The sequence below is a fragment of the Paenibacillus pabuli genome (assembly GCF_039831995.1).
Lineage (GTDB): Bacteria > Bacillota > Bacilli > Paenibacillales > Paenibacillaceae > Paenibacillus > Paenibacillus pabuli_C.
The window spans coordinates 676,750-698,780 of record NZ_JBDOIO010000005.1 but is presented as its reverse complement, the minus strand read 5'-3'; the positions used below and the strand labels follow the sequence as shown (position 1 = coordinate 698,780).

23 protein-coding genes are annotated in these 22,031 nt (G+C 46.9%); 15 read left to right on the top strand and 8 right to left on the bottom strand.

The genetic code is table 11. The features are described 5' to 3' along the window. Positions 1-120: 120 nt before the first annotated feature. Both ABGV42_RS29885 and ABGV42_RS29880 read right to left on the bottom strand, forming a co-directional pair. Complete coding sequence (locus ABGV42_RS29885) at positions 121-840, bottom strand: glycosyltransferase family 2 protein (protein ID WP_347384970.1); 720 nt, start codon at positions 838-840, stop codon at positions 121-123. Continuing rightward, positions 840-1,577 (bottom strand): glycosyltransferase, encoded by a 738-nt coding sequence (locus ABGV42_RS29880; protein WP_347384969.1) that lies wholly within the window; start codon positions 1,575-1,577, stop codon positions 840-842. Before ABGV42_RS29880 ends, ABGV42_RS29885 begins: the two co-directional genes overlap by 1 nt. Before the next feature lie 215 nt (positions 1,578-1,792). On the opposite strand from ABGV42_RS29880, the gene ABGV42_RS29875 reads away from it, so the two are divergent. The 7 genes from ABGV42_RS29875 to ABGV42_RS29845 all read left to right on the top strand — a co-directional run bounded on the left by ABGV42_RS29875 (position 1,793) and on the right by ABGV42_RS29845 (position 7,021). Beyond that, positions 1,793-2,665 (top strand): AraC family transcriptional regulator, encoded by an 873-nt coding sequence (locus ABGV42_RS29875; protein ID WP_347384968.1) that lies wholly within the window; start codon positions 1,793-1,795, stop codon positions 2,663-2,665. A 131-nt stretch (positions 2,666-2,796) separates the two neighbouring features. Continuing rightward, positions 2,797-3,414, top strand: coding sequence for a hypothetical protein (locus tag ABGV42_RS29870; RefSeq protein ID WP_347384967.1), 618 nt, complete (start codon positions 2,797-2,799; stop codon positions 3,412-3,414). A 107-nt stretch (positions 3,415-3,521) separates the two neighbouring features. Continuing rightward, complete coding sequence (locus ABGV42_RS29865) at positions 3,522-4,502, top strand: SMI1/KNR4 family protein (RefSeq protein WP_347384966.1); 981 nt, start codon at positions 3,522-3,524, stop codon at positions 4,500-4,502. 237 nt (positions 4,503-4,739) lie between these two features. Next, positions 4,740-5,474 (top strand): SDR family NAD(P)-dependent oxidoreductase, encoded by a 735-nt coding sequence (locus ABGV42_RS29860; RefSeq protein WP_347384965.1) that lies wholly within the window; start codon positions 4,740-4,742, stop codon positions 5,472-5,474. 63 nt (positions 5,475-5,537) lie between these two features. Further along, positions 5,538-5,951, top strand: coding sequence for a MarR family winged helix-turn-helix transcriptional regulator (locus tag ABGV42_RS29855; protein ID WP_347384964.1), 414 nt, complete (start codon positions 5,538-5,540; stop codon positions 5,949-5,951). A gap of 109 nt (positions 5,952-6,060) precedes the next feature. Beyond that, positions 6,061-6,471, top strand: coding sequence for a flagellar basal body rod protein FlgB (gene flgB, locus ABGV42_RS29850; RefSeq protein WP_347384963.1), 411 nt, complete (start codon positions 6,061-6,063; stop codon positions 6,469-6,471). 178 nt (positions 6,472-6,649) lie between these two features. Continuing rightward, positions 6,650-7,021, top strand: coding sequence for a winged helix-turn-helix transcriptional regulator (locus tag ABGV42_RS29845; RefSeq protein ID WP_347384962.1), 372 nt, complete (start codon positions 6,650-6,652; stop codon positions 7,019-7,021). 66 nt (positions 7,022-7,087) lie between these two features. On the opposite strand, the gene ABGV42_RS29840 is transcribed toward ABGV42_RS29845, so the two are convergent. Then, entirely contained in the window at positions 7,088-8,158 is a 1,071-nt protein-coding gene (locus ABGV42_RS29840; RefSeq protein ID WP_347384961.1) for an SDR family oxidoreductase, read from the bottom strand. Between the two features lie 328 nt (positions 8,159-8,486). Here ABGV42_RS29840 and ABGV42_RS29835 point away from each other — a divergent pair, with 328 nt between their 5' ends. After that, positions 8,487-9,779, top strand: a complete 1,293-nt coding sequence (locus ABGV42_RS29835; RefSeq protein ID WP_347384960.1) for an ATP-binding protein — start codon at positions 8,487-8,489, stop codon at positions 9,777-9,779. A gap of 88 nt (positions 9,780-9,867) precedes the next feature. Here ABGV42_RS29835 and ABGV42_RS29830 read toward each other — a convergent pair whose 3' ends face one another. Further along, positions 9,868-10,485 (bottom strand): NUDIX hydrolase, encoded by a 618-nt coding sequence (locus ABGV42_RS29830; protein WP_347384959.1) that lies wholly within the window; start codon positions 10,483-10,485, stop codon positions 9,868-9,870. Between the two features lie 218 nt (positions 10,486-10,703). Here ABGV42_RS29830 and ABGV42_RS29825 point away from each other — a divergent pair, with 218 nt between their 5' ends. Genes ABGV42_RS29825 through ABGV42_RS29815 form a run of 3 tightly spaced genes read left to right on the top strand, consistent with a single transcriptional unit; the run spans position 10,704 to position 12,753 of the window. Next, a complete protein-coding gene (locus ABGV42_RS29825; RefSeq protein WP_347384958.1) occupies positions 10,704-11,072 on the top strand; it encodes a DUF4180 domain-containing protein in 369 nt (122 codons plus the stop codon). A gap of 21 nt (positions 11,073-11,093) precedes the next feature. After that, a complete protein-coding gene (locus tag ABGV42_RS29820) occupies positions 11,094-11,576 on the top strand; it encodes an SRPBCC family protein (protein ID WP_347384957.1) in 483 nt (160 codons plus the stop codon). A gap of 49 nt (positions 11,577-11,625) precedes the next feature. Then, complete coding sequence (locus tag ABGV42_RS29815; protein WP_431523705.1) at positions 11,626-12,753, top strand: GDSL-type esterase/lipase family protein; 1,128 nt, start codon at positions 11,626-11,628, stop codon at positions 12,751-12,753. Between the two features lie 92 nt (positions 12,754-12,845). Here ABGV42_RS29815 and ABGV42_RS29810 read toward each other — a convergent pair whose 3' ends face one another. After that, positions 12,846-13,373 carry a dihydrofolate reductase family protein gene (locus ABGV42_RS29810; protein WP_347384956.1) on the bottom strand — a complete coding sequence of 176 codons (528 nt, stop codon included), beginning with the start codon at positions 13,371-13,373 and terminating at the stop codon, positions 12,846-12,848. Between the two features lie 76 nt (positions 13,374-13,449). Between ABGV42_RS29810 and ABGV42_RS29805 the strand changes: the two genes are divergently transcribed. Next, positions 13,450-14,352 (top strand): helix-turn-helix transcriptional regulator, encoded by a 903-nt coding sequence (locus tag ABGV42_RS29805; protein WP_347384955.1) that lies wholly within the window; start codon positions 13,450-13,452, stop codon positions 14,350-14,352. Positions 14,353-14,623: 271 nt separating this feature from the next. Beyond that, positions 14,624-14,890, top strand: coding sequence for a CD3324 family protein (locus tag ABGV42_RS29800; RefSeq protein WP_347384954.1), 267 nt, complete (start codon positions 14,624-14,626; stop codon positions 14,888-14,890). A 207-nt stretch (positions 14,891-15,097) separates the two neighbouring features. Here ABGV42_RS29800 and ABGV42_RS29795 read toward each other — a convergent pair whose 3' ends face one another. After that, positions 15,098-15,958 (bottom strand): GNAT family N-acetyltransferase, encoded by an 861-nt coding sequence (locus ABGV42_RS29795; protein WP_347384953.1) that lies wholly within the window; start codon positions 15,956-15,958, stop codon positions 15,098-15,100. A 271-nt stretch (positions 15,959-16,229) separates the two neighbouring features. On the opposite strand from ABGV42_RS29795, the gene ABGV42_RS29790 reads away from it, so the two are divergent. After that, the gene (locus ABGV42_RS29790; RefSeq protein ID WP_347384952.1) at positions 16,230-16,820 is read left to right on the top strand and encodes a hypothetical protein; all 591 of its coding nucleotides are present in this window, start codon (positions 16,230-16,232) and stop codon (positions 16,818-16,820) included. 116 nt (positions 16,821-16,936) lie between these two features. On the opposite strand, the gene ABGV42_RS29785 is transcribed toward ABGV42_RS29790, so the two are convergent. Both ABGV42_RS29785 and ABGV42_RS29780 read right to left on the bottom strand, forming a co-directional pair. Next, a complete protein-coding gene (locus tag ABGV42_RS29785) occupies positions 16,937-18,754 on the bottom strand; it encodes an AbfB domain-containing protein (RefSeq protein WP_347385247.1) in 1,818 nt (605 codons plus the stop codon). Positions 18,755-19,054: 300 nt separating this feature from the next. After that, positions 19,055-20,503 (bottom strand): DEAD/DEAH box helicase, encoded by a 1,449-nt coding sequence (locus ABGV42_RS29780; protein WP_347384951.1) that lies wholly within the window; start codon positions 20,501-20,503, stop codon positions 19,055-19,057. A gap of 492 nt (positions 20,504-20,995) precedes the next feature. Here ABGV42_RS29780 and ABGV42_RS29775 point away from each other — a divergent pair, with 492 nt between their 5' ends. Beyond that, a complete protein-coding gene (locus ABGV42_RS29775) occupies positions 20,996-21,928 on the top strand; it encodes a macrolide 2'-phosphotransferase (RefSeq protein WP_347384950.1) in 933 nt (310 codons plus the stop codon). Positions 21,929-22,031 lie beyond the last annotated feature (103 nt).

The window sequence follows — 22,031 nt, the reverse complement described above, 5'->3', positions numbered from 1 at the left end:
GAGTAACCTTTAAACCTATAGTTTATACAAGGAAGAAGAGCAGCTGGACGCTGCTCTTTTTGCGGTTTCATCCTATTTTCTATTTGCAGAGATCGGGTGAAACTATCCAAGTAGCTTAAGCTAGCGTGCAGTTACAAATTGTCTTGGATTCTTCACTTTCAGCACCTTCACATTCCTGGTCAAAAGATCTCTATCATTCACAATCCACGTGTGATCTGCGGAGTTCTTCCTACGTATTGCAAGGAAGTTGGATGGACTCCCCGCGTAAATCGTGTACCCTTTTGCCAAGCTATCGGAACAGAATGTTACGCATTCTCCTCGATTTTTATCACGAAAACCAACTTCAGTCACCACCTGCCGTTTCACAAGAAGGGTCGCGCCCTGAATTAGGGGGACATACCGGTTCGCCTTCGTAGGGTAACGAAGCAGTAGGAGCTTTTTGCTGTTCAGGTACATATAATGAGCTCGTTTGCCAACAATATCTGCATTATTCTTGACCAAGGTTCGCACACTGTCCGCCAAATACCCCGGGGCATAGTAATCATCGTCATCAAATTTCGCGATTAGATCGCCTCGTGCCAGTGCAGTTCCGTGATTAAGGCAATTCCCCAACGACTCGTTTTCTGGTAAAGACAGTACGCTTACATCCTTAAATTGATTGGCAGCCTTCATATATTCACTCATCTTCAGCTTGTCATTGTTTAATATGACGATAAGCTCCTTATGCTTGTAATTTTGCCGCCCGTAGTTACGGAAAAGGTTGTCCATACATTGTTGCCGTTTGGTACATACGATGATGGAAACGGCATTCTGACTACGAATACGAACTGGCGCTGCCATTAAGATTCGTCCTTTGGTTTTTTCTGTACATATCTCTTATAATGCTTCACTGTTCGGATTTTTTTGCTTTGGGAGATGAGTTCGTTATCACTGATGATCCACGTGTGGTCAGAGGAGTTTTTTCTGCGGATCGCGACAAAGTTATGCCTGCCTCCCGAGTACACCTTGTACCCCTTCCGTTTACTTCTTATGCAGAACAGATCATCTTCACCGACGTTTCGATCCGGAAACTGGACATGGCTGAATACATCTCGTTTAAAGACAAGAGTGGCACCAGGGATGAGGGTTACAGGGCGATGTTCATCCTGGGGAAAACGAAGGAGCAGATTCCTGGATCCGCGTAAATACAGATAATGTGCCCGCTTGCCAATGACATCGGCATCCGTTCTCTTGAAGGTCTGCAGGCTTTCCGTCAAATAGTAGGGAGCATAGTAATCGTCATCATCAAACTTGGCAATATAGCTGTATTTTGTTTTCTTGATCGCGTAATTGAGACAAGCACCGAGAGAGGTACGTTCCGGCAGACGAAAAACGTGTACGTTCCGAAGCTTTTTGGCTAAGCTTTGATAAGGAGCAAGAGGGATGTTATCGTTATTGACGATAATGATCATCTCTTTCTTGGGGTGCTTTTGTCGGCTGTAATTCTTGAACAGATTATGGATATAATTCTGGCGCTTGGTGCAGGCAATGATAGACATGCCTTGTTTATTCTTGAATATTCCCGGGCTGGCTCCCATTCGATCACGCTCCTTATCCGTGAGGTTCAAAACTATCTTTCTATAAAATATGTAAATGACAAGTAAGAGGAACGGCATCGCTGTAAAATGGAGAATTCGCCGTCTGTGTTGGACGCCTGCTGATCAGTAGATGCTTACTGCAGAATGGTGCAGGGAATGTCGGATGCGGGAAGAAAGGCTTTGTTATGCTTGGATTAACGGGGGAGGGAATGATGATGAATACACTGGCACGGCTGAATGAGGGTTTGACTTATATTGAGGAGAATCTGACGGAGACACTGGATATGAAAGAGGTAGCACGAATCGCGTGCTGTTCGGAATACCATTTTACGCGGATGTTTTCCTTTCTTAGCGGCATTACCTTGTCGGAGTACATCCGTCGCCGGCGCTTGACGCTGGCAGCGATGGAGCTTAGCAGTCATGACAGCAAAGTCATTGATGTTGCGCTCAAATATGGGTATACTTCACCGGATTCCTTCGCCAGGGCTTTTCAGAGCATGCATGGGGTCACACCCTCCGAAGCGCGAGATCATGGTCCATCGCTCAAGGCCTTCCCCCGGATGACCTTTCAATTGACCATTCAAGGAGGAAGTGAAATGAACTACCGTATTGAAGAAAAACAGGCTTTTCGCATTGTAGGAATCAGTAAAAGGGTGCCGATCGTGTTCAACGGAGTGAACCCGGACATTGCAGCAATGTATCAGCAGCTCACCCCGGAATTGATCGAGACGATCAAGGGGTTATCCAATGTTCAGCCGCTGGGGCTCATCAGTGCTTCGGCACATTTTAGCGAAAAGCGGATGGAGGAGAAGGGCGAACTGGATCATTATATCGGTGCAGCTACGACCCAAGTGGCCCCTGAGGGTCTGGCATGCTTGGAAGTACCCGCATCGACATGGGCTGTGTTTACTGCGGTTGGCGCCTTTCCGAGTGCGCTTCAGGATGTGTGGGGACGAATCTACGCCGAGTGGTTTCCTTCGTCCGATTATGAAGTTAGCGAAGGACCGGAAATCCTGTGGAATGAGCACAAGGATGTTACCTTGCCGCAATACAGAAGCGAGATCTGGATTCCGATCCGGAAGAGTTAATGTAACGTTCTATACTTCCTATAATGAAGCAGGGAAATGGGCTTGGTGCGTGGAAAGGGTAACTGATCTGTTAAAACAATATTGGAAAAATTAAGTTCAGCAGTGTGACTTAATTATTGGGGGTGGTAACGATGGATCGCTTGAAACACAGTGGATTTTATAAGCTTAAGTTTTTGGTCACACCAGAGGAATTCAAAGGGATTTTAAATCTTTTTGAACAAAAGGAAGCTCAGTTTAGTCTTTCGAATTTTGCGAGAACCACCCATGATTTAAATCAGGTGCACGAGGCTTATGCCACTTATTATCAGTACTTTACAGGACAAGAAAAACTCCATTACCACCCCCATTTTGTATACTCCATAACGATGAAGGTGGATGATAAGGTCTCTGGTTTTTTTATCAAAAACGAAGGAATCGGCTTTCCTTATCATGGAGCGTGGGCCGAGGACGAGTTACCGGGCATTATGCTCTCACTCCCCAAAGGATTTCAAGTACATCTTGAAGATGAAAAAGGGAAGTATTACGTCTATGAGGATATTCGTGAACATCTCCCGTTAACGCATGCATTCTACGAGGAAGTGGGAAAGTATATCAAGAAATACACGAAGCTGCTGCGCTGTTCAGTAGGATCTTCAACGGATGACGTGCAGGAGCTAAAACCCTCTGTGCGGGTTAGTAGAGATGCAGCAGCAGATCTGGCAAACTCCTGGGTCTTCAAAACCTATTCGCTCGTGCTGAATATGACATGAGGCCATCTTGAATACTAGTCAGGAATGGCATTGCTGGAGAAGGCAATCTGATAAATGGTATAATTTTCAGCAGGGATGAAGAGCGAATAATCAGGGAGGTAAGCAGGATGAGAGACGAGTTATTGGAGCAGCTGGAAGAGTGGCATGAACAGGATGATTTCGAAGAGATTGTGGATGCGATTACAGCCATTGATGTGGAAGAGCGTGATTATGAGCTGATCGGTCATTTGGGTAGAGCGCTGAACAATCTGGAACGTTATGAAGAGGCAGTTGAACAATTCCTGACGGTTGCTGAAGAGGGCCAGGACGACCCCTTGTGGCATTATCGCATCGGACTGGCTTATTATTATCTGGAGCAATATGAGAAGGCACAAGCTGCTTTTGAAACGGCAGACCGACTGGACCCTGGAGATGAAGATACACAGGAGTTTCTTGAATGGATTCGCAGTAAAACAGCTGAGAAGCCTGCTGCGGAGACAGCTCAAGAGACAGCTCAAGAGACAGCTCAAGAGACGGCTTACTCCGTCCCGGCAACCTCTATGGAGCAATCCAGTGCTAGTGATCCGAATTCCACGGATTTTTGGAACGACAACGCTGAAGCGCTGGAAAATTGGGTACTGCCTTTACCTACGGACGAACAGATTGAGTCGGTAGAGGAGCGGCTGGTTTTCAAATTGCCTAGAGCCTATGTCGACATGATGAAAATACATAATGGTGGGGTCCCTCGTTACCGGTATATCCCAGTCAGCGAGGCAGGGGCCGCAGAGAAGAGACTCATTGAGATCTCGGGAATGCTGGGCATCGGTCAGGAGAAGAAGCACTCTCTGTGCGGTGAAGAGGGCAGCAGGTTTATCATTGAGCAAGGCGGTTATCCGGAGATTGGTGTGGTTCTATGTAAGTGCCCATCCGATTCTGAGATCATCATGCTGGATTACCGTGCATCCGATAATGCGGGTGAGCCTGAGGTGGTTCACGTGGATAAGGAAAATAACTATAAGATCACATGGATTGCTCCCGACTTTGATACCTTTGTTCGTAGTTTGGTCAATGAGGACAATCGCCGTCCCGACATGGCTGATTCAATGTAAGTTCACTTCATATCATTCAATACCCTATCCTGCCCTTTCATTGAACGTGAGAGCTTGGGTGGGGTATTTTGAATTATGCCTGTACCAAAATAAGTTAATTCGGGTGTTTGCATTGCATATAGGATAGTCTGGTGTTATTATTTAGACATCTAATAGTTTTATATCTAAATAAAAATATCCATCTCGGTTTTTTGCTGTTAAGCCAGTACATTAAATTAAAAGTGAGGAGCAACTGACATGGGAAAATTGGAAAGTAAAGTAGCTATTATTACAGGCGGAGCCTCGGGTATTGGCGAATGCATGGTGGATCTATTTGCACAGGAAGGTGCTATCGTTATTGCAGCGGACATTAATGATGCGGCGCTGGAGACCGCTAGCCAGAAGCAGAATGTATACGGTATGAAATTGAACGTGGCTTCGGACGAGAACTGGGAGGCACTGGCGAAGGTAGTCCATGAGCGATTTGGTAAAATAGATATTCTGGTCAACAATGCTGGCATTTCATCCGAAAAACCATTTGAAGACATCAACGCACAGGATTGGGAGAAAATGCTCTCCATTAACGGATTTGGCCCGTTTGCGGGCATCAAGCATGTTACTCCGTATATGGCAGCTCAGAAAAAGGGTTCCATCGTCAATATTTCTTCGTATACTGCGATGATTGGGCAGGGCTTCAATCACTACTCAGCATCGAAGGGCGCGGTACGTGCGTTGTCCAAAGCAGCGGCTACGACGTTCGGACGTCAGGGGATTCGCGTCAACGCTCTTTTTCCAGGGATTATCGAAACGCCTATGACCCAATCTCTAAGTACTTCCAAAGAACTACTCGGTCGGTTGATCCAGGCAACGCCTCTACAGCGTCTGGGTCAAGCTATTGATATTGCCAAAGCAGCGTTATTCCTGGCTTCCGATGATTCTTCCTATATTACTGGCTCCGAGCTGGTTATTGATGGTGGATACTCCGCACAATAGTGTGTAGAATAATGACAGCTCTTAATTTTCATTAGGGGCTGTCTTTTTGATGAGGAGGCATTTATGGAAGAGAAAACGATTTTTGAAATCATACACAATATGGATACCTTCACCAACAAATTGATTATACAGTGGAACAAAACATTCAATGAGGACTTGGGTGTTTCCCATGTTCTGGTGCTTTCCCATTTGAAGAAAAACGGAAAAAGCCGACCTTCGGACATTGCGAAAACACTGGGGCTTACTCCGCCTACTCTCAGTTATTTATCGGACAAGCTCGTCGGGAAAAAGTTAGCCGTCAGGATCGTCGATGAATCGGATCGCCGCATTAATTATTTGGATATTACGGATAGTGGCTCCGAAGTTCTTAGCAGAGCATCCATGGAGGGGCAAAAGCTGCGTAGGGAATTATTTGAAAAGTTAACAGCACAGGACCGGGAGAAGTTAGCGGAGATTTTTGAAAAGCTGAATCGCTAAATGTTGTGTTGAGTTTTATATGTAAGAATTGAGTGGAAGTTGACAGAGGGCAACTTTTTTTCTTATTATAATTGGGACTGCATTATTTCGCTCTAAAGGAGACTGAGCCGTGATTGAAACCAACACGTCAAGACGCAATGAATCTCTTTTGCAAGTGCTGAACGTGCAGCACAAAGTCACCACTGACAATATTGCCAATGCAGACACGCCCAATTACAAAAAGAAATCGGTGGAGTTTGAAGAAGCGCTGAGACGTATCGTAGAAAACGGTACAACCCGGGAGCTGGACATGCACCGGACACATCCGAAGCATCTGCCTGCCAAAGATCTCAATTCTTCCGTAGTTCCATACCGGATTGTGGAGAACAATGAAACAACGATGAACAACAACGGCAATAATGTGGATATCGATAGGGAAATGGCGAACCTTTCGGAGAACCAGCTCATGTATAACTACATGGTTGACCGGGTGAGCGGACATTATAACAAAATGAAAAACATTCTACAGAGCTTGAAGTGAAGAATGTCCAGCGGCCCCGAGGGCTGCTTTTTTTATTGGCTGATAACGATGCATCATGGTCTATAATTAAACTGCAAAGTGGATTGTATTGCAGCCTAAAAGGGGGAATGGGTGTGGAACGCGATCCAAGTATGACGAGGATTTTAGTGAAACCGTCTTATAGGGAGGCAGAAGATATATGCAGGAACCCATCAAAATATATAACACTGCTGTCGAAGCTCTACTTGAGGTGATCGGCGGCAAGTGGAAGCCGGTTATTCTGTTCCATCTTACTTTTGGCAAAAAACGTAATGGTGAATTGATGAAGCTCATGCCTGCCATTGCTCAGAAAGTATTGACCCAGCAGCTTGGTGAACTTATGGAGGCGGGTATCGTAACCCGTATTTCCCATCATCAAATTCCACCGAAGGTAGAATATGAGCTAACGGAATATGGGTGGAGTCTTAAGGAGATTCTCCATTCGATGTGCAGATGGGGCGATACTCATGTTGAAAAGGTATATGGTAATCGAGCGAAAATTCTGTTTAAGCCACCGACCTCAGATGGTTGATTGAGAAATACAAAACAAGCGGATTCCGAGGTTTGGGAATCCGCTTGTTTTGTATTTTATATTCCGTTACGGAATGATCTTGCGCTCACGCAAATTCGCGAATATATCCATAAACATAGTTTCTGTTTCAACAAAGTCATGAAAGCCAAAACGGCGGGCTTTGGAACCATCTGCGAAGAAGTCATAATCCCATGAGAATACAAAGTCGCCAAAGGCCCAGGAAGAGACGTCATCATAGGAGGTTTCCATCAAGCCATACTTCTCAATCATGGATTTCCAAAGACCTTCTTTATCTGCCATCACTGTTGCAAGCGAAAGCGGGAGTGGAGGCGCCGTTTCCAGTTCAAAAAAAGCAGCGATTTTGGGCCAAAGTTCATTCCAGCGAAACAAATCGCCATTAGTAATATTAAACGCTTGATTGGCGCAGCGGGGGTCGGTCGCCGCCCAAACGGTAGCGCGAGCCAGCAGGGCAGCATCGGTCATTTCGAGCAGGGAATGGTAAGCGCCAGGCTTGCCGGGGAAGCGAAGCGGCAGGCCAAGTTCCTTGGAGATGGACGCATATACCCCAATAACCATGGCGAGATTCATTGGATTGCCGAGAGCGAAGCCACATACAACAGACGGACGCAGAGCTGACCAGGTCCAGCCGCTTCCGGGCTGCCTTCTCTCAAGAAACTGCTGCTGATCCACATTGAATTCAGGTGGCATATGGTGTGCATCCGTTTCCCGTGCAGGTGTTTTAAACGGGCCCAGATGAGCACCGTACACCTTATAACCTTGCATTAGACTGATATGCCGGAGGTTGGGGGCGACGGGCTCAATGGCACTGACCACATTGACGAGCATGGCCAGGTTGGGTTGTACTAATTCGGACCATGTAGGACGATCCTGATAAGCCGCATAAAAAATATGAGTGACCGTCGTCAAATGACCCAATTTGGCCTGAGTATCGGCTTCATTCAGTAAATCCACCGATATATACCGAAGTCTGGGAGAATCCTGCCCTCCGCGGCGTGATACTCCAATGACATTCCATTCCGGAAGTGTCTTCAGATAATCGATCAGGTTACTTCCAATGACACCGCCCGCACCAATAACGAGAGCGGTGTGGTGGGTAAGGGGTTGATCAGGTTTCAATGGGCATGCTCCTTTCTTTTCCTGTACATTATTGTGAGCCAGCAAAAGGAAGGTGTGAAGTACGCACCTCAAAGTCACATACGTACTTGAAAGTAATATTCGGTTGTTAAGCAGGTTCATGGGCTTTTACGCGGGGCATCCCTTTGATACTTTGGAGGCCATAATCACAAAAAGCTGTATTCGTTGAATGTAGAAAATCAAAAACTACTCGGACGTTGCTTTGCTATGTCGTAAATTTTCTAAAGATGAATACGTATGTTACTATATACAACATTAGAAGCGCGAACTGTATTTGCAAGCGCTAATCGGGGGCATGTAGGAGAAAGATATGCGTAATTGGCTTAAAAATGAGAATGTACAAATGACGGCGATTGCCTTGGCTACGGCTGTTGGTGCGCAATTTAAGATTAATCCCTTTCAGGAAGACGATTTTCGAATCGGCTTGGGTGTAAGCATCCTTTTATTTCTGCTCATGATCATGCCGCATCTGTCTTATGTGAAGACGGGTATTCTGACGGGTATCGCGAGCTTTATCGTGCAATCCGTCGATTTACTGTACGATGTGAATTCAATGTCGGTACTGGAAAGTTTGCATGACAATATAGGAGCGGGCATCTATTATATCGTCTTCGCCTACGGTCTAAGCAAGTTCAAGAACAGGTTTCATGAGATCCCACCGCTTCTCCTGGGTGGCTTAATTACGTGTGTTGATTTTTCTTCCAATCTCATCGAGCTTTTCATTCGCGGCGTGTTGAATGGGACCAGTATCTTCGATATGAAAGAATGGCTGTATCTGCTCGTTGTGGGTGGGCTGCGCAGTTACTTTGTCAGTGGTTTGTATAACAGTATCGCGGTGAGACAGATGAGACTCATGCATGCGGAGCAGGAGAAGCGGATCGAGCAAATGCTGAATGTGAACTCCGGCCTGTACGGCGAGGTTTTCTATCTGAAAAAGGCCATGAAGACGATCGAAAGCATAACGGCTGATAGCTATGACCTATATCGTGATCTTAGGGAACAGAATTTGAATCAATACAGTCAGCGGACACTGGGGATAGCTCAGCAAATCCATGAGGTGAAGAAAGACTCGCAGCGCATCCTGGCCGGATTGCTGAAACTATATGATAGCGAGAGGGCAGTCAACATGAGCCTGTCGGAGGTTCTGAATTTCGCCGTAAAAGGCAACCTTAAATATGGCGAGATGCTGGATAAAAGAATTCAAATTCAAGTGGAGCAGCATTATGAATGCGAATCTCCTTTTTACATTCCACTTCTAACGGTGATGAACAATCTAATTGCCAATGCTGTGGAAGTGATCGAGGCCAAGGGAACTATTCGGTTACAGGTATATGAACAGGGTGAGGATGTACATTTTGCAGTAATTGATTCTGGCAAAGGTATACCTGAAGCCAAGCGAAATATTATTTTCGAACCTGGCTATACGACAAAATTCAATCAAGCAGGCATTGCCGCGACAGGGATTGGTCTGTCTCATGTCCGCGATATCGTCCGGTCTCTGGAAGGGCATATTACCGTCGAATCCGCAGAGTTAAGTGGGGAAGGAACTGCCTTCGATGTATCGATTCCCAAAAGGAACCTGATGAAAGGAGCAGAACTATAGAATACCTTCCGCCCGAATCAAAATTCATAATAAACAAAAGATAGCGACCGGACCTACACAGGGGAGTCGCTATTTGGCGTGTTGAACTTTAATCCAAGATGACTTCTTTGGTGGGATGATCCAGAAACTCAAACATGGTTTTCACCTGCGCTGCTGTATTCCTTTCAAGCGAAAGTTCAGGCAGCTTATGCCTGTCGAAGAACTGGACGGCACTGGTTTCCACACCATTTTCAGCTGTACCACCCGTAATCTCGCATTGAATAAACATCTTGTATATATGATAAGGTTCGGGTGGATGACCATGGAATTTCTTATCCAGTACAGCCAATAGGCGCAAGGGCACCACATCGAATCCGGATTCTTCCTTGATCTCTTTCACGGCTACCTCGGATGGAGAGAGGCCGATGTCGCTCCATCCCCCTGGCAGTGCCCAGGCTCCATCGATCTTCTCCTGCACCAAAAGGATTTTATTATCCTTGAAAACAACACCTCGAATATCTACTTTGGGCGTTGCATACCCAGAATCACTTGCAAAGGTAAGTGATATCTTTTCCTTGTTTACAGAAGTATAGTTAGCCAAGATATCCACACTAATCTTTCTCAATTCCTCGTAGCGTTCGATATCGTATACATCTTTGCCATAAGTTAAACCGGTCTGAGCAATAGCCTGAATCTGTTTCGCCCAATCGAGCCACTTCATGTTCATGTTAGCACCCCTCTTTCTTAGGCAAATCTCGAAATACAAGTCATATAGGAAATAAATCCATTATAGCAGAGGAATTCCAGCGGGTGATCACAAATAAGAAGCAAAACCCAGAATGTTGGAAGAGCAAAAATTTCCATTTTATTGTGAGAAACACATTGCTTTTTGCGAAGGAAATGCGAGATAGTATAGGGAAATGAGATATGGAAGGAGCACGTGAAATGGATATTACAATCGATCAACAGGGTAACTCCAAGGTTGCTATTATTGAGAGTAATGACATCGTCATCAGCGAAGTGCAAGATGCACTGGATCTGATGGCATCGGTAAATTATCTGAACGAGGCATACAAGCTGATCATCGACAAATCCAACATTACGGAAGAATTCTTCGATCTGAAAACGAAGCTGGCTGGTGAGATTCTGCAAAAGTACGTTAACTACCAGGTGAAGCTTGCCATCATTGGTGATTTTGACGGCTACAGCAGCAAAAGCCTGAAGGATTTCATTTATGAGTGCAATAATGGCAAGCATGTGTTCTTTGTAAAAACAAAAGAGGAAGCGCTTCATATCCTGCATGAATTGAACTAATCATTTGGAGGAGGTCTACCCATGATTGCTGAGTTGAAATTGGTTTCGAATGACGTTGTGGCCCGTTTTGAGCGCTTGTGGCAGCACGATGTACGGAAGGTATGGTCCTTTTTAACGGAAAACGATAAGCTGCATGGATGGTTTCCCGAATTGCGGATTGAAGATCTGCGAGAGGGCGGACTGATCAAGTTTGACATGGGCGATGGGACATTTGAAAAAATGAGAATCACACATCTGGAGCCTTACTCCGTTCTTGCATACACCTGGGAAGAAGATGCGGTGAGGTTCGAGCTGCATCCTGTACAGGAGGGCTGCCGTCTTGTTCTGACAGAAACCATTCATTCCATGACAAGCCATACACCAAAAGATCTTGCCGGATGGCATGTCTGTCTGGATGTGATTGCTGCGCTGCTGGACGACCGAACGCTGGAGTCACGCAAGGATGAGTGGAGATCGTGGTACGAGAAGTACCAGGAGCATGTGGATCGTTTTCTAAAAGAATAGGATGATGAAACCCACTTACTCAAGTGGGCCAAACAGGCGGGAGGAATGCATGGTGAAAACAAATGGCAAGTTACAGGTGCATGTCCTGTCAGAGATACAGAACCTGAAAGTGCATGGCAGGACAACAGGGCAGCGGGCACCGCTGACGTTATTTTGGACAGGCAGCGCAATTGAACTTCAGGTCACAGGCTCCGAGCTTTGGGTAGAAGTGGAGTCGGACTACGATATCTATGAACCGTGGATCAGTATCCTGGTCAATGGTGTTCCTGTAAGCAGGCAGATGGTGACAGCAGGACGGTATTGGATCTGTGTCTTCCGGGGCATGAGCGAAGATACAGTGAAGAATGTACGCATCGTCAAGGATGTGCAGGCAATGAGTGCAGACTCGGGCTGCTCATTGCAGTTTCATGCCCTGAAGTCGGATGGCACATTCCTGCCTCTGGAAGAGAAGCCCTATAAGATTGAATTTATTGGGGATAGCATAACATCTGGAGAAGGCGCAATCGGGGCCAGAGCGGAAGAAGACTGGATTCCAATGTGGTTCAGCGCAATACATAACTATACGTACATGACAGCAGAGGCAATGAACGCGGACTACAGGGTGATATCCCAGAGTGGTTGGGGTGTACTCACAAGCTGGGACAACAACCCGCACAATAACATTCCTGATTATTATGGACAAGTCTGCGGCCTGCTCACGGGTGAGAAAAACCAGGAGCTCGGGGCCGAGGACCCGCATGATTTTGAGTCCTGGCAGCCGGACGTGGTTGTGATCAATCTGGGAAGCAACGATGGAGGTGCTTTCCAAACATCGGGATGGAGAGATCCGGTGTCTGGAAAGGTACATAAGCAACGTTTAAATGACGACGGGAGCTATCATGAAGAGGATCTGGCTGCTTTTGAGGATGCGGTAGACCGATTCCTGGTCAAACTTCGTAATACCAATCCGAAGGCACAGCTCGTCTGGGCCTATGGCATGCTTGGATTTCCCATGATGCCTGCCATCTATCGTGCGATTGATGGCTATACGAAGCGGACAGGCGACCGAATGGTATCTGTCCTGCAGCTTCCGGATACAACGGAAGAGACGATTGGGGCCCGCACTCATCCGGGCGAGTTATCCCACCGGCGGGCAGCAGAGACGTTAACGGGATACCTGCAAGGCCTTATGGCTTAACGCTGAACGTCGTATAAGGCCTGGCCTGGATAAAACAAGGACCACACTTAACCCATCAGGGGCAGCGTGGTCTTTTCTTATCTTGAGTTTGGTTATACCTGAACCTGATACCGGATGGATATGATCTGACCGAGTGTCTGCGTCCCGATCATCTTCAGATTACTCGGTACAATTCCCTCCGGAAATAAGGGAATGCCTTCTCCGAGGATTTTCGGAATGATGGCAACTTCAATTTCATGAAGCAGCTGTTTTTCCATAACTGCCTGAACCAGCTGACCCCCTCCAACAATCCACAGATCGGCATCGGATGCCTGCTGCAAACGGGGAATAAGGGTCTCAACAGGCTCGGTTGTAAACTGCACATGTGGTGCAGGTGGCTGTTCCGAACGGGAGAGCACGTATGTGGGGCGGTCTGCATAAGGGAATTCCTCCGACAGCTTAAGCACATCTTCGTACGTGGTTCGGCCCATAACTACCGTTCCAATCGTTTGATAAAATGCAGCATACCCGTTATCTCCACCGTCACCTTCCACGTCGAACAGCCAATCTACTGAACCGTCCTTTCTTGCAATATAACCATCCAGACTCATCGCAATGTACAGCACTACTTTGTTGGACATTATTGATCGCTCCCTTCTGTTTCGTATGTTACACTTTAACTATGACAAATGTTGACGTAGTTAGGGGGGTGGAATCATGAATGGTCGGAAACTCGCCATTATGAGATTGATGGATTCAAGAAAAAAGTTTACAGCCCGTGAACTGGCCGAACGATTCGGTGTATCGGTCCGTACCATTCAGCGTGATCTGGATGCGCTGCAGACGTTGGGGTTTCCTTTGTACACGGAGGTCGGTGTGAATGGTGGTTACAAGGTTTTGCCTAATCGAATTCTGCCGCCTCTGCAGCTGACACAGAACGAGGCACTGGGGTTGTTCATGATGATCGAATATTTGCAGCAGGTTCCGGATTTTCCGTACGGATCAATGCGCGAGCATTTGGCAGAACAGTATTTCTCCACCTTGCCGCAGGATGTACAGGATCTGATTGTGCGCATGAGGGAGCATGTGACGTTTGTGCAGCATCCGGGTGAGCACGCTGAGATGTTGACGACGGATATCCTGAATGCTGCTGTAGATAAAAGAGCGATTGAATTTACGTATCATTCCCGGAAAGGGAAAAAAGAAACACAGGCATATCCCATCGGCATCTACTATGAGGGTGGATTTTGGTACATGCCCGCCCGCCATAAGGAACGCGTATTGTTGTATCGCGTCGACCGCATGCAGCAACTGAGATTGCTGGATTCCATAGATGAATCCACTCCCAGTTTGCAGGCATGGTTTAAGTCCGAAGACGACAGGGAAGGCGTAGAAGTGGTGCTGCACTTCACCGAGTTTGGCACACGGCTTGCGCGTTCGGATGGGCTGTTCCATTCGATTCAAGGCAATGAATGGCGAGGTTTGGTTCCTCGAGAGGAATTCCCGTTCACCGCACGGAGGCTGCTTGCCTATGGTCCCGAAGTTAAGGTGGTCTCACCAGCCTCCTTGCAGCATGCTGTTCGAGAAATGTTGGAGAAAAGTCTGATCCAGTATTCATGATACTTCGTTTATGAAGAGGATATCGCTGTGCGCTGATCGAATGGATTAATGTGAAGGGATCAAACAGCACCTACGTAAGGGGTGCCGAATGGGGGGCTACCATGATTCAATTCATAAGAAGTTTCACGATCCGCTCTATGCAGAGTCCATGCGATGTACAACGGCGGTTGTTTGCATAGAGCCTTGATTTTCTTTTCCGCCATATAGAACTCATAAGTGTACGTCGTATGACTCTGCTGCCTTAAAGACTAATTTTAAGGAGCGGAGCAGCATGAATTATATCAATGCAGATGCCATCTTGCCGGAAGAATTATTAAAAGAAGTACAAAGGCACATCCCGGGTGGGTTGGTCTACATTCCAAAGCCTAAGGAAGCTCACAAAAAGTGGGGCGAAAATTCAGGCAGCAGAGCGGTCGTCCAAGAGCGTAATGAGCAGATCCGTTGCCTATTCGCCGCAGGGTTAACCGTGCATGAGCTGACTGAACGTTTTTACCTGTCCATCGACAGTATCAAGAAAATTGTGTATTCCAAAAAATAAAGATGGCGAACCACATTAGATAAATCTAATGTGGTTTTTTGGTGCAAAGAATCGTTGACCAATTACACCAAGGGAAAGTACGAAGAAATATACGGCCACACGTTAGATGGCTATAAGTTAATCTTCAGATTTTCAAACACGTAATTAAAAGATCATAAAAAAGACCGTTTTCCTTATGGGGAAAACAGTCTTTAGCATCTCTACCCGTTACACGATGCCATTGAAGTATTGATATTCGGAATTCACTTCAAAGCCGACACTCCGGTATAAATTCAGAGCACGCTCGTTTTCAGTAACAACGGACAAGCGAATATCCGTATTTTTCTGCTTCAGAAGCAGCTCAACGAGCAGGGTAAGAACTTGGCGGCCTAGCTTCTGGCCTTGATATGCAGGTAGGATACAGAAGTTATGAATGAATGCTGTTGTCTCATTAATGGAATTGATTCGGACCAGTCCGACAGGCAGTTCATCTCTCCAGGCAATGTAGGTTACCCGGCTGGGTTCATTAGTTTGCGTGAAATAATCGCGGGTCCATTCCTCTGAATCTCCAAAGGCCTGCGCTGAGCAGCTGACCATAAACTCAAAATCTTTCGGTTCAGCCACAGACAAGGTTAACCCAACTTGTTCGATATCTGGGAAGGACGTGTTCATAAGCTGCATCGAGTACTCCGAACGATCATGAACAGCACCAAGCGACTGAGCGGTACGAAGCCCGGAAAGCAAGCTTTGAGGTACGCGGTAGCTGAGCCGGGTAATACCCTGTGACTTCATGTCTGCAACAGCCTGCATCAGTAAGCTGCGGAACACACCTTTGCGGCGAGCATGCGGATGCACAAGGGCATTGATGTTTCCAGTAGTGCTATCAGAGGGGTACCAACTTAGGAGTCCGACGAGCTTGCCTTCGCAGTAACACAGGAGTGCGTGGTCTCCATCTTGTTTGCTGATATGATCCAGGTCTGCCTTCAGATGAATGGAATCGAGTTGTTTACATTGCTGTTCGAGTAAAATAATGGAATCAATCTGTTCCTTGGAATTATAGATCATTGGAACAACTGTAAATATTGACATTGTATTCACACCTTCATAGGTGAAGGAACCACGCAGTTATTGGACCAAGCAGGCGCTATCCTTCGAAAATGGGTCCAGTTGTAATGATCGTTTTCAGCATTGTTATCCCCTCCAAATCACTTCACGTCGACTATAACACACCCTGATTATGGAGATCCAACTTTATGTAATCGAATACGCAATTTATTCGAATGTGTTTAAACGCTGGACATTTTAACCAAATAAAGGTGATAATTGAAAGTAATAAAGGTACGAAAGGGTTTGATCAACTATGCGTAAACTAGTCTGCGTTATGAGTACGTTATTACTTTCAGGAATGATTATGGGATGTACTGAATCCAATACGACTAATCCTGTTCAGGAGAGCACACCCCCAACCAGCCAGCCAAGTATAGTGACGAACGAGACAGCTACGGCTCAGGATGAACAGAAGGCTCTGGATATGTCATTAGAGTATAAAAAAACAGAATTGACCGTGGACTATGCCGATTATGAAGATACACTAACCGTAGAGGGTCTACTCTCCAAAGGGGAGACAATGAAGCCATTTTTGACGGAAAAAAATTATGAATCCTATATGGCTAATCGGTATGCAACGTTACCGCTAATGGTGGCAGACAAGGAGAAGGCTCTACTTCATCCGGAAAATATACTTGTCGAGATCAAAGAGAGCAAGAGCGATTGGATCCTCGTAGAATACAGACTGAATCTGGTCTTAGCAGATCGAGAAGGCCAACAGTTGAAAAACATCCCGTTATCAGGGGATATCACCTTTTTACAGGACCAAGGCGAATGGCGCATTCAGGACGACACCTATAATATCAAAGATTTGCAAAATATCGCTTATGAAGTGAATGAGTAGCGTGATACGAACCGATCAAGATCACAAAAGGCTGCAGTTTCAGACCAGATATCTGAGATGCAGCCTTTTTGATATTGTGCGATCGTACGGCTCAGATAAGTCTTCACAATTTCAAACTAGAAATGGATTCGCCCGAACGTGGCATCGCTTTTCACGGTTGAGCTGCTGGATGCATTAATGGGATCGAGCTGCAGTACATAGTTATAGTGCCGGATGTAATATCCGGGTTGGCTGTATGACTGAAGTGATATTTTGGAGCTGTCTGCCCAGCCGGGGCTGCTCAGGAAGGTTGCATCTCCTTTATAAGCGGCAGTGTCTGCATAGGCTTCGAGCACAATTTTGTCGCTGCTATTACGCTTCAGGAAGTACCCCGGGAAGTTGATGGACTCCAGTGAAATGCCCGTAGAGCTGGCGAGACCGGGAACAACGCGGAACTGGGAGTCCAGTATTGGCGAGACATTCGCATCTACACGAGCCGTGAAATGGGTATGCCGGATGAAACGGTCCGGATAGTTATGTGAGATGAACTGGCTGTAGCCAGTCGCTTCCGGGGTAGCAGGACCCAGCATCTTAACCTCATGCAGTGTTGGGGTGTACCAGTTACCGGGGTTGTTCCACAGCACGGCGTTCACCATATTGATGCGTACATAGCGGGCTGTAAAGTGCACTGCATCCGTGGTAAACCCGTAGGTCAGGTTATTGGTCCGATCCAGTGTGGAGTAGTTGACGCCGTCGTTGCTGATCTCAATCTTGTATTTGTAATACCCCTCCGATCCTTTATACATAAACCAGGAGATATCGATCTCGGTAATGGTCTTGGGCGATCCAAAATCGACCTGCCACCATGCAGGCCATGTATTGGAAGAGGCTGCCCACGACGTTTGATAGTTGCCGTCATTCACATTGGCTGCAGATGAACCAGAGGCTGTCGATATGGCCGTAGCTGTCTTGCCTTGAGCATGATTGACGAGAGAGGATGGCGCTAACGTACCTGTGGCAGCATCGATACTCCAATCCTTATACCACTCCAGTGATGCCGTTCCGCTTGAATCGTTCAGGGTCAAAGGGAGCCAGATATGCTTATGCTCGCCCAGATTCATTGGATTCCAGCGGTCTGCCATATAAATATAGGACGTGGTGCTGCTGCCTGTAATCGTGGCAATATCATGAATCTGGGATCCAAAGGCAGAAGGATTGCCATAGGGGGTAAGTGCAGACCACGGTCCTGTCATGGATGTGGCTGTAGCATAAGCCCCTTGATTCGGATACCAGCCGGCGGCCTGGGAGGTGAAGAGATAATAGCGGTTTCCCTTTTTCACAACGGCAGGAGCCTCCCGGTAGCTGTTCTCAAACTGCCAGCCTACAAAGGATTCAACGCCTGTATAGCTTGCGTTCATTTTGAAGATCGCCATCGTATCGTTAGCGCCACCATTCTTGCGTGAAGCGCTGATTAGATACCCCGTACCATCGGTGTCTACAAACACCGTCATATCTCGGGACTCATAGCCTAGTGGCCGGAAGCTGCCCTCATATGTGAATTTGCCACTCGGTGTATTGCTGGTCGCTACGGCGACACGTCCCAGATTATAATCCGTTCCGTTCTCATAATGTGCCCAGAGCACATACTGCTGCGTAGCGGGGTTGTAGATCACTTTGGGACGCTCAATCTTGCTGGAGGCAAGCTCCGTTGCGGAATCCTTGGTGAGGATGGCATTGCTGAACGTCCAGTTTTTCAGATCGGTCGAAGTATAGACATTAACACTGTCAAACTTGCCACCTACCGCATGCTCGCCATACCAGTAATACATGCTTCCCACTTTCAGAATATTACCGCTGTTCGCATGAATGGGGTCACCTGCGGTATCCAGCCAATCGGAACCGTTGCTAATGGTCACACTTGCCGCGTCCGTTCGTTCTGGATAGAAGCCAAACATCGTCAGTGCCAGGGTCAGAACCAGAATCCATGCATACTTTCTGCCTCTCATTACATACACCTCCCCAGGTTATGAGCAAAAGTAGAGCGCTTTCATGTTTATTCTAGTCTGGCTGCTTTTCTTTTCAAGTGAACAATTCATCCATTGCTGAACAAAGAGGTGCTTTTCGAGACAAGAGCGGCGAGAGCAGGTCTTTTTTGTAAGACATGTTATTCCACTTGCGGGAAATCCGTATAAAGGAAAGAAGGAGTGCCGCAAGGCACTCCTTCTTCTAAGGTACACTAAATTCGTATCTTCAGCTTACACATGCTTCCCTTTACGCACCTTCAGCTGCTTCCCCTTGACCGTTGTGTTTTGCATCATTTCCAGTACAAGCGGGCCTTTGCCGTTTAGAATCTCCACATCGGTTACATTATCGAGAATGGTGATAATCCCGATATCATCTGCGGTGATGCCATCCAGTTTGGCGATGGTACCTACAAAGTCCACAGCACGCAGCTTTTTCTTCTTGCCGGCGTTGAAGTTCAGCTTCATGATCTGCTGGTTCAGCTGCTCACGCTTGTCTTTTTTCCGTTCAGGTACAATTTTCAGCCGCTTCTCGAATTCTTCCCTGCGGCGATCGACGGCCTCCTCGGATGGGGCCGGAACAACCGGGATCTCGAATCCGATATAGGATTCAATCTCGGCCAGGCGTCTGCCATCCTTTGGTGTGACCAGTGTGATGGCCTTGCCTGTCTTACCAGCACGTCCGGTACGGCCTGTGCGGTGTACATAGCTCTCTTTTTCCAGCGGGATATCATAGTTGATGACATGAGTGATATTCGTGATATCGATCCCTCGTGCCGCGACATCGGTTGCGACCAAATAACGGAATTGGCCTCTTCTGAATGCGTTCATGACTTCGATCCGCTCATCTTGCTCCATGCCTCCATGGATTCGATCTGCTGGATAGTCCAGGTCAGCCATTACCCGGAACAGTTTATCCACGTTTTCCTGTGTCCGGCAGAATACGATACAGCTATCGGGATTTTCCACAATGAACAGATCCTCAAGCACAGCGGTCTTGTTGACCTCCGATACCCGAACAACCTCATGTTCAATTGTAGCTGTTGTGAGGCCACTCGCTTGGATCTCGATCTCTACCGGATTATCCATATACTTACGTGAGAGACGGGCAACGTCCTCAGGGAATGTAGCGGAGAATAACATCGTTACGCGCTCACGAGGTAAGGCCTGAATAATGGCCTGTACCGTCTCGATAAAGCCCATGTTCAGCATCTCATCCGCCTCGTCAATGACGAGATAGGCAATCCGCTCGAGCGGCAAAGTACCGCGTTCAATATGGTCCAGCACACGTCCCGGTGTGCCTACGGCGACATGTGTTCTTTGTTTTAGCTCCGCTTTTTGGATATGGAACGGAGATTGTCCATAGAGTGCTGTTGCTTTAATCCGCTTATAGCGTCCAATATTGGTGATATCTTCATTGACCTGCAAGGCCAGTTCACGGGTTGGCGTGAGAATCAAAGCCTGCGGTTTATTTTCATTCCACTCCACCAGCTCACAGATGGGAATGCCATACGCGGCTGTTTTGCCACTGCCTGTCTGGGATTTGACCACGAGGTCTTTATTTTCCAGAGCTACCGGAATCACTTGGGTCTGAACCTCAGTTGGCGTTTCATAACCCAGACTATCCAGTGCTCGGACGATCTCTTCACCAAGATTATAATCTTTGAATTGTTGCTTGCTCATCGTTAACCTCTTTTGCAATTAGTTTTGAGTATTCATACCAGGGACGTGCAGAATGCTTACTATAAGCATTGCACCATACAAATATCATATACCTAATCATTATACTCTATATAAAAGAAGGCCAGCGGAGGAATTGATCTGGATGGATGGGCAAATTAGGAAATTTATGCTGGTACCAGGAATTGGAATATGTTAGCATAGGGGTAACTTACTGAACGGAGGGATACGTGTGGTACATTTTTTCCGATTGAGATAACAGCAAAACGTTTGTTTGCGCGTGCTGTTTTGCTGCCTGTGTGCAGATCATCGGAAGAAGTTTGCCTATTTACACGTATGCCGTTATCGGTAGTGGATGCTCTTGCATAAGAGTGGTTCTTTGCTGTACCACTACAGGGCTACGAATATTTGGGTATACCCTAAATCCGAGATCAGGGCACAGGCGTAAATGTCTGTGTTTTTTTATTTTTTCTGAGGAAAAGAGGAGGAATGGGTATGACAGGACCAATTTCGAATGAACAGGTAAAACTTCAGCAGGATATATGGCAGCTCGCTGAACAGAATGGGCTTCGAATCCGCAAAGATTCGATGGAAATCAATGAGTCCGGGATGGACTTCAGGGTGGCCTTTGCTACGGATGAGAGTGGACAACAGTGGGTTCTACGCCAGCCGAGGCGTGAAGACGTATGGGCGCGTGCCGAGAATGAGCGTCAGGTGCTGGACGTTGTGAAGGAGCATTTGTCTGTCAAAGTACCAGATTGGCAAATCTGTACGCCGGAGCTGATTGCCTATCCCTTGCTGAATGGTGACCCGATTGCCGTGGTGGATCCTGCTGGGGCAGGATATGCATGGCGCTTTCCACAGGAGGGCCTATCGGATGTGTTTTTTGATTCGCTGGCTGCTACACTCGTACAATTGCATGGCATTGATGCCACTGAAGCGGTAAAAGGCGGCGTGCGGAGCAAGACGCCTATAGAAGTGCGGCATGAGTTTGCTGCCAATGTGGAGGAGATCAAGCAAAGTTTCACGGTACCAGATCAACTGGCAAACCGATGGGAGAATTGGCTGTCTACAGACAGCTTCTGGCCAGAGCATGCCACATTTAATCACGGGGACCTGCACCCGCCGCATATCATTGTCGACGATACACAGCGGGTAACCGGGCTCATCGACTGGACGGAAGCTGAAATTGCCGATCCAGGTAAGGATTTTGTGATCTATTATGGACTCTTTCAGGATGATGGATTGCGCGATCTGCTAAAGAGGTACGAAAAGGCAGGGGGAAGAACGTGGCCCCGGATGTTTGATCATATTCGGGAGCAGTGGGCTGCTTACCCGGTACTGGTTGCCAAGTTTGCTCTAATTACAGGGGAAGAGTCAACCATGGAGATGGCGAGAGGCATGCTGGCCAACTGGGATGTGAAATAGACACCTGTTTAATTAAAAGATGGTGATGCCTCATTCAGTTCTATGAGGTTTGCCATCTTCTTTGTTTAGTATGCAAATTATAAAATATCAATATGTTATATAA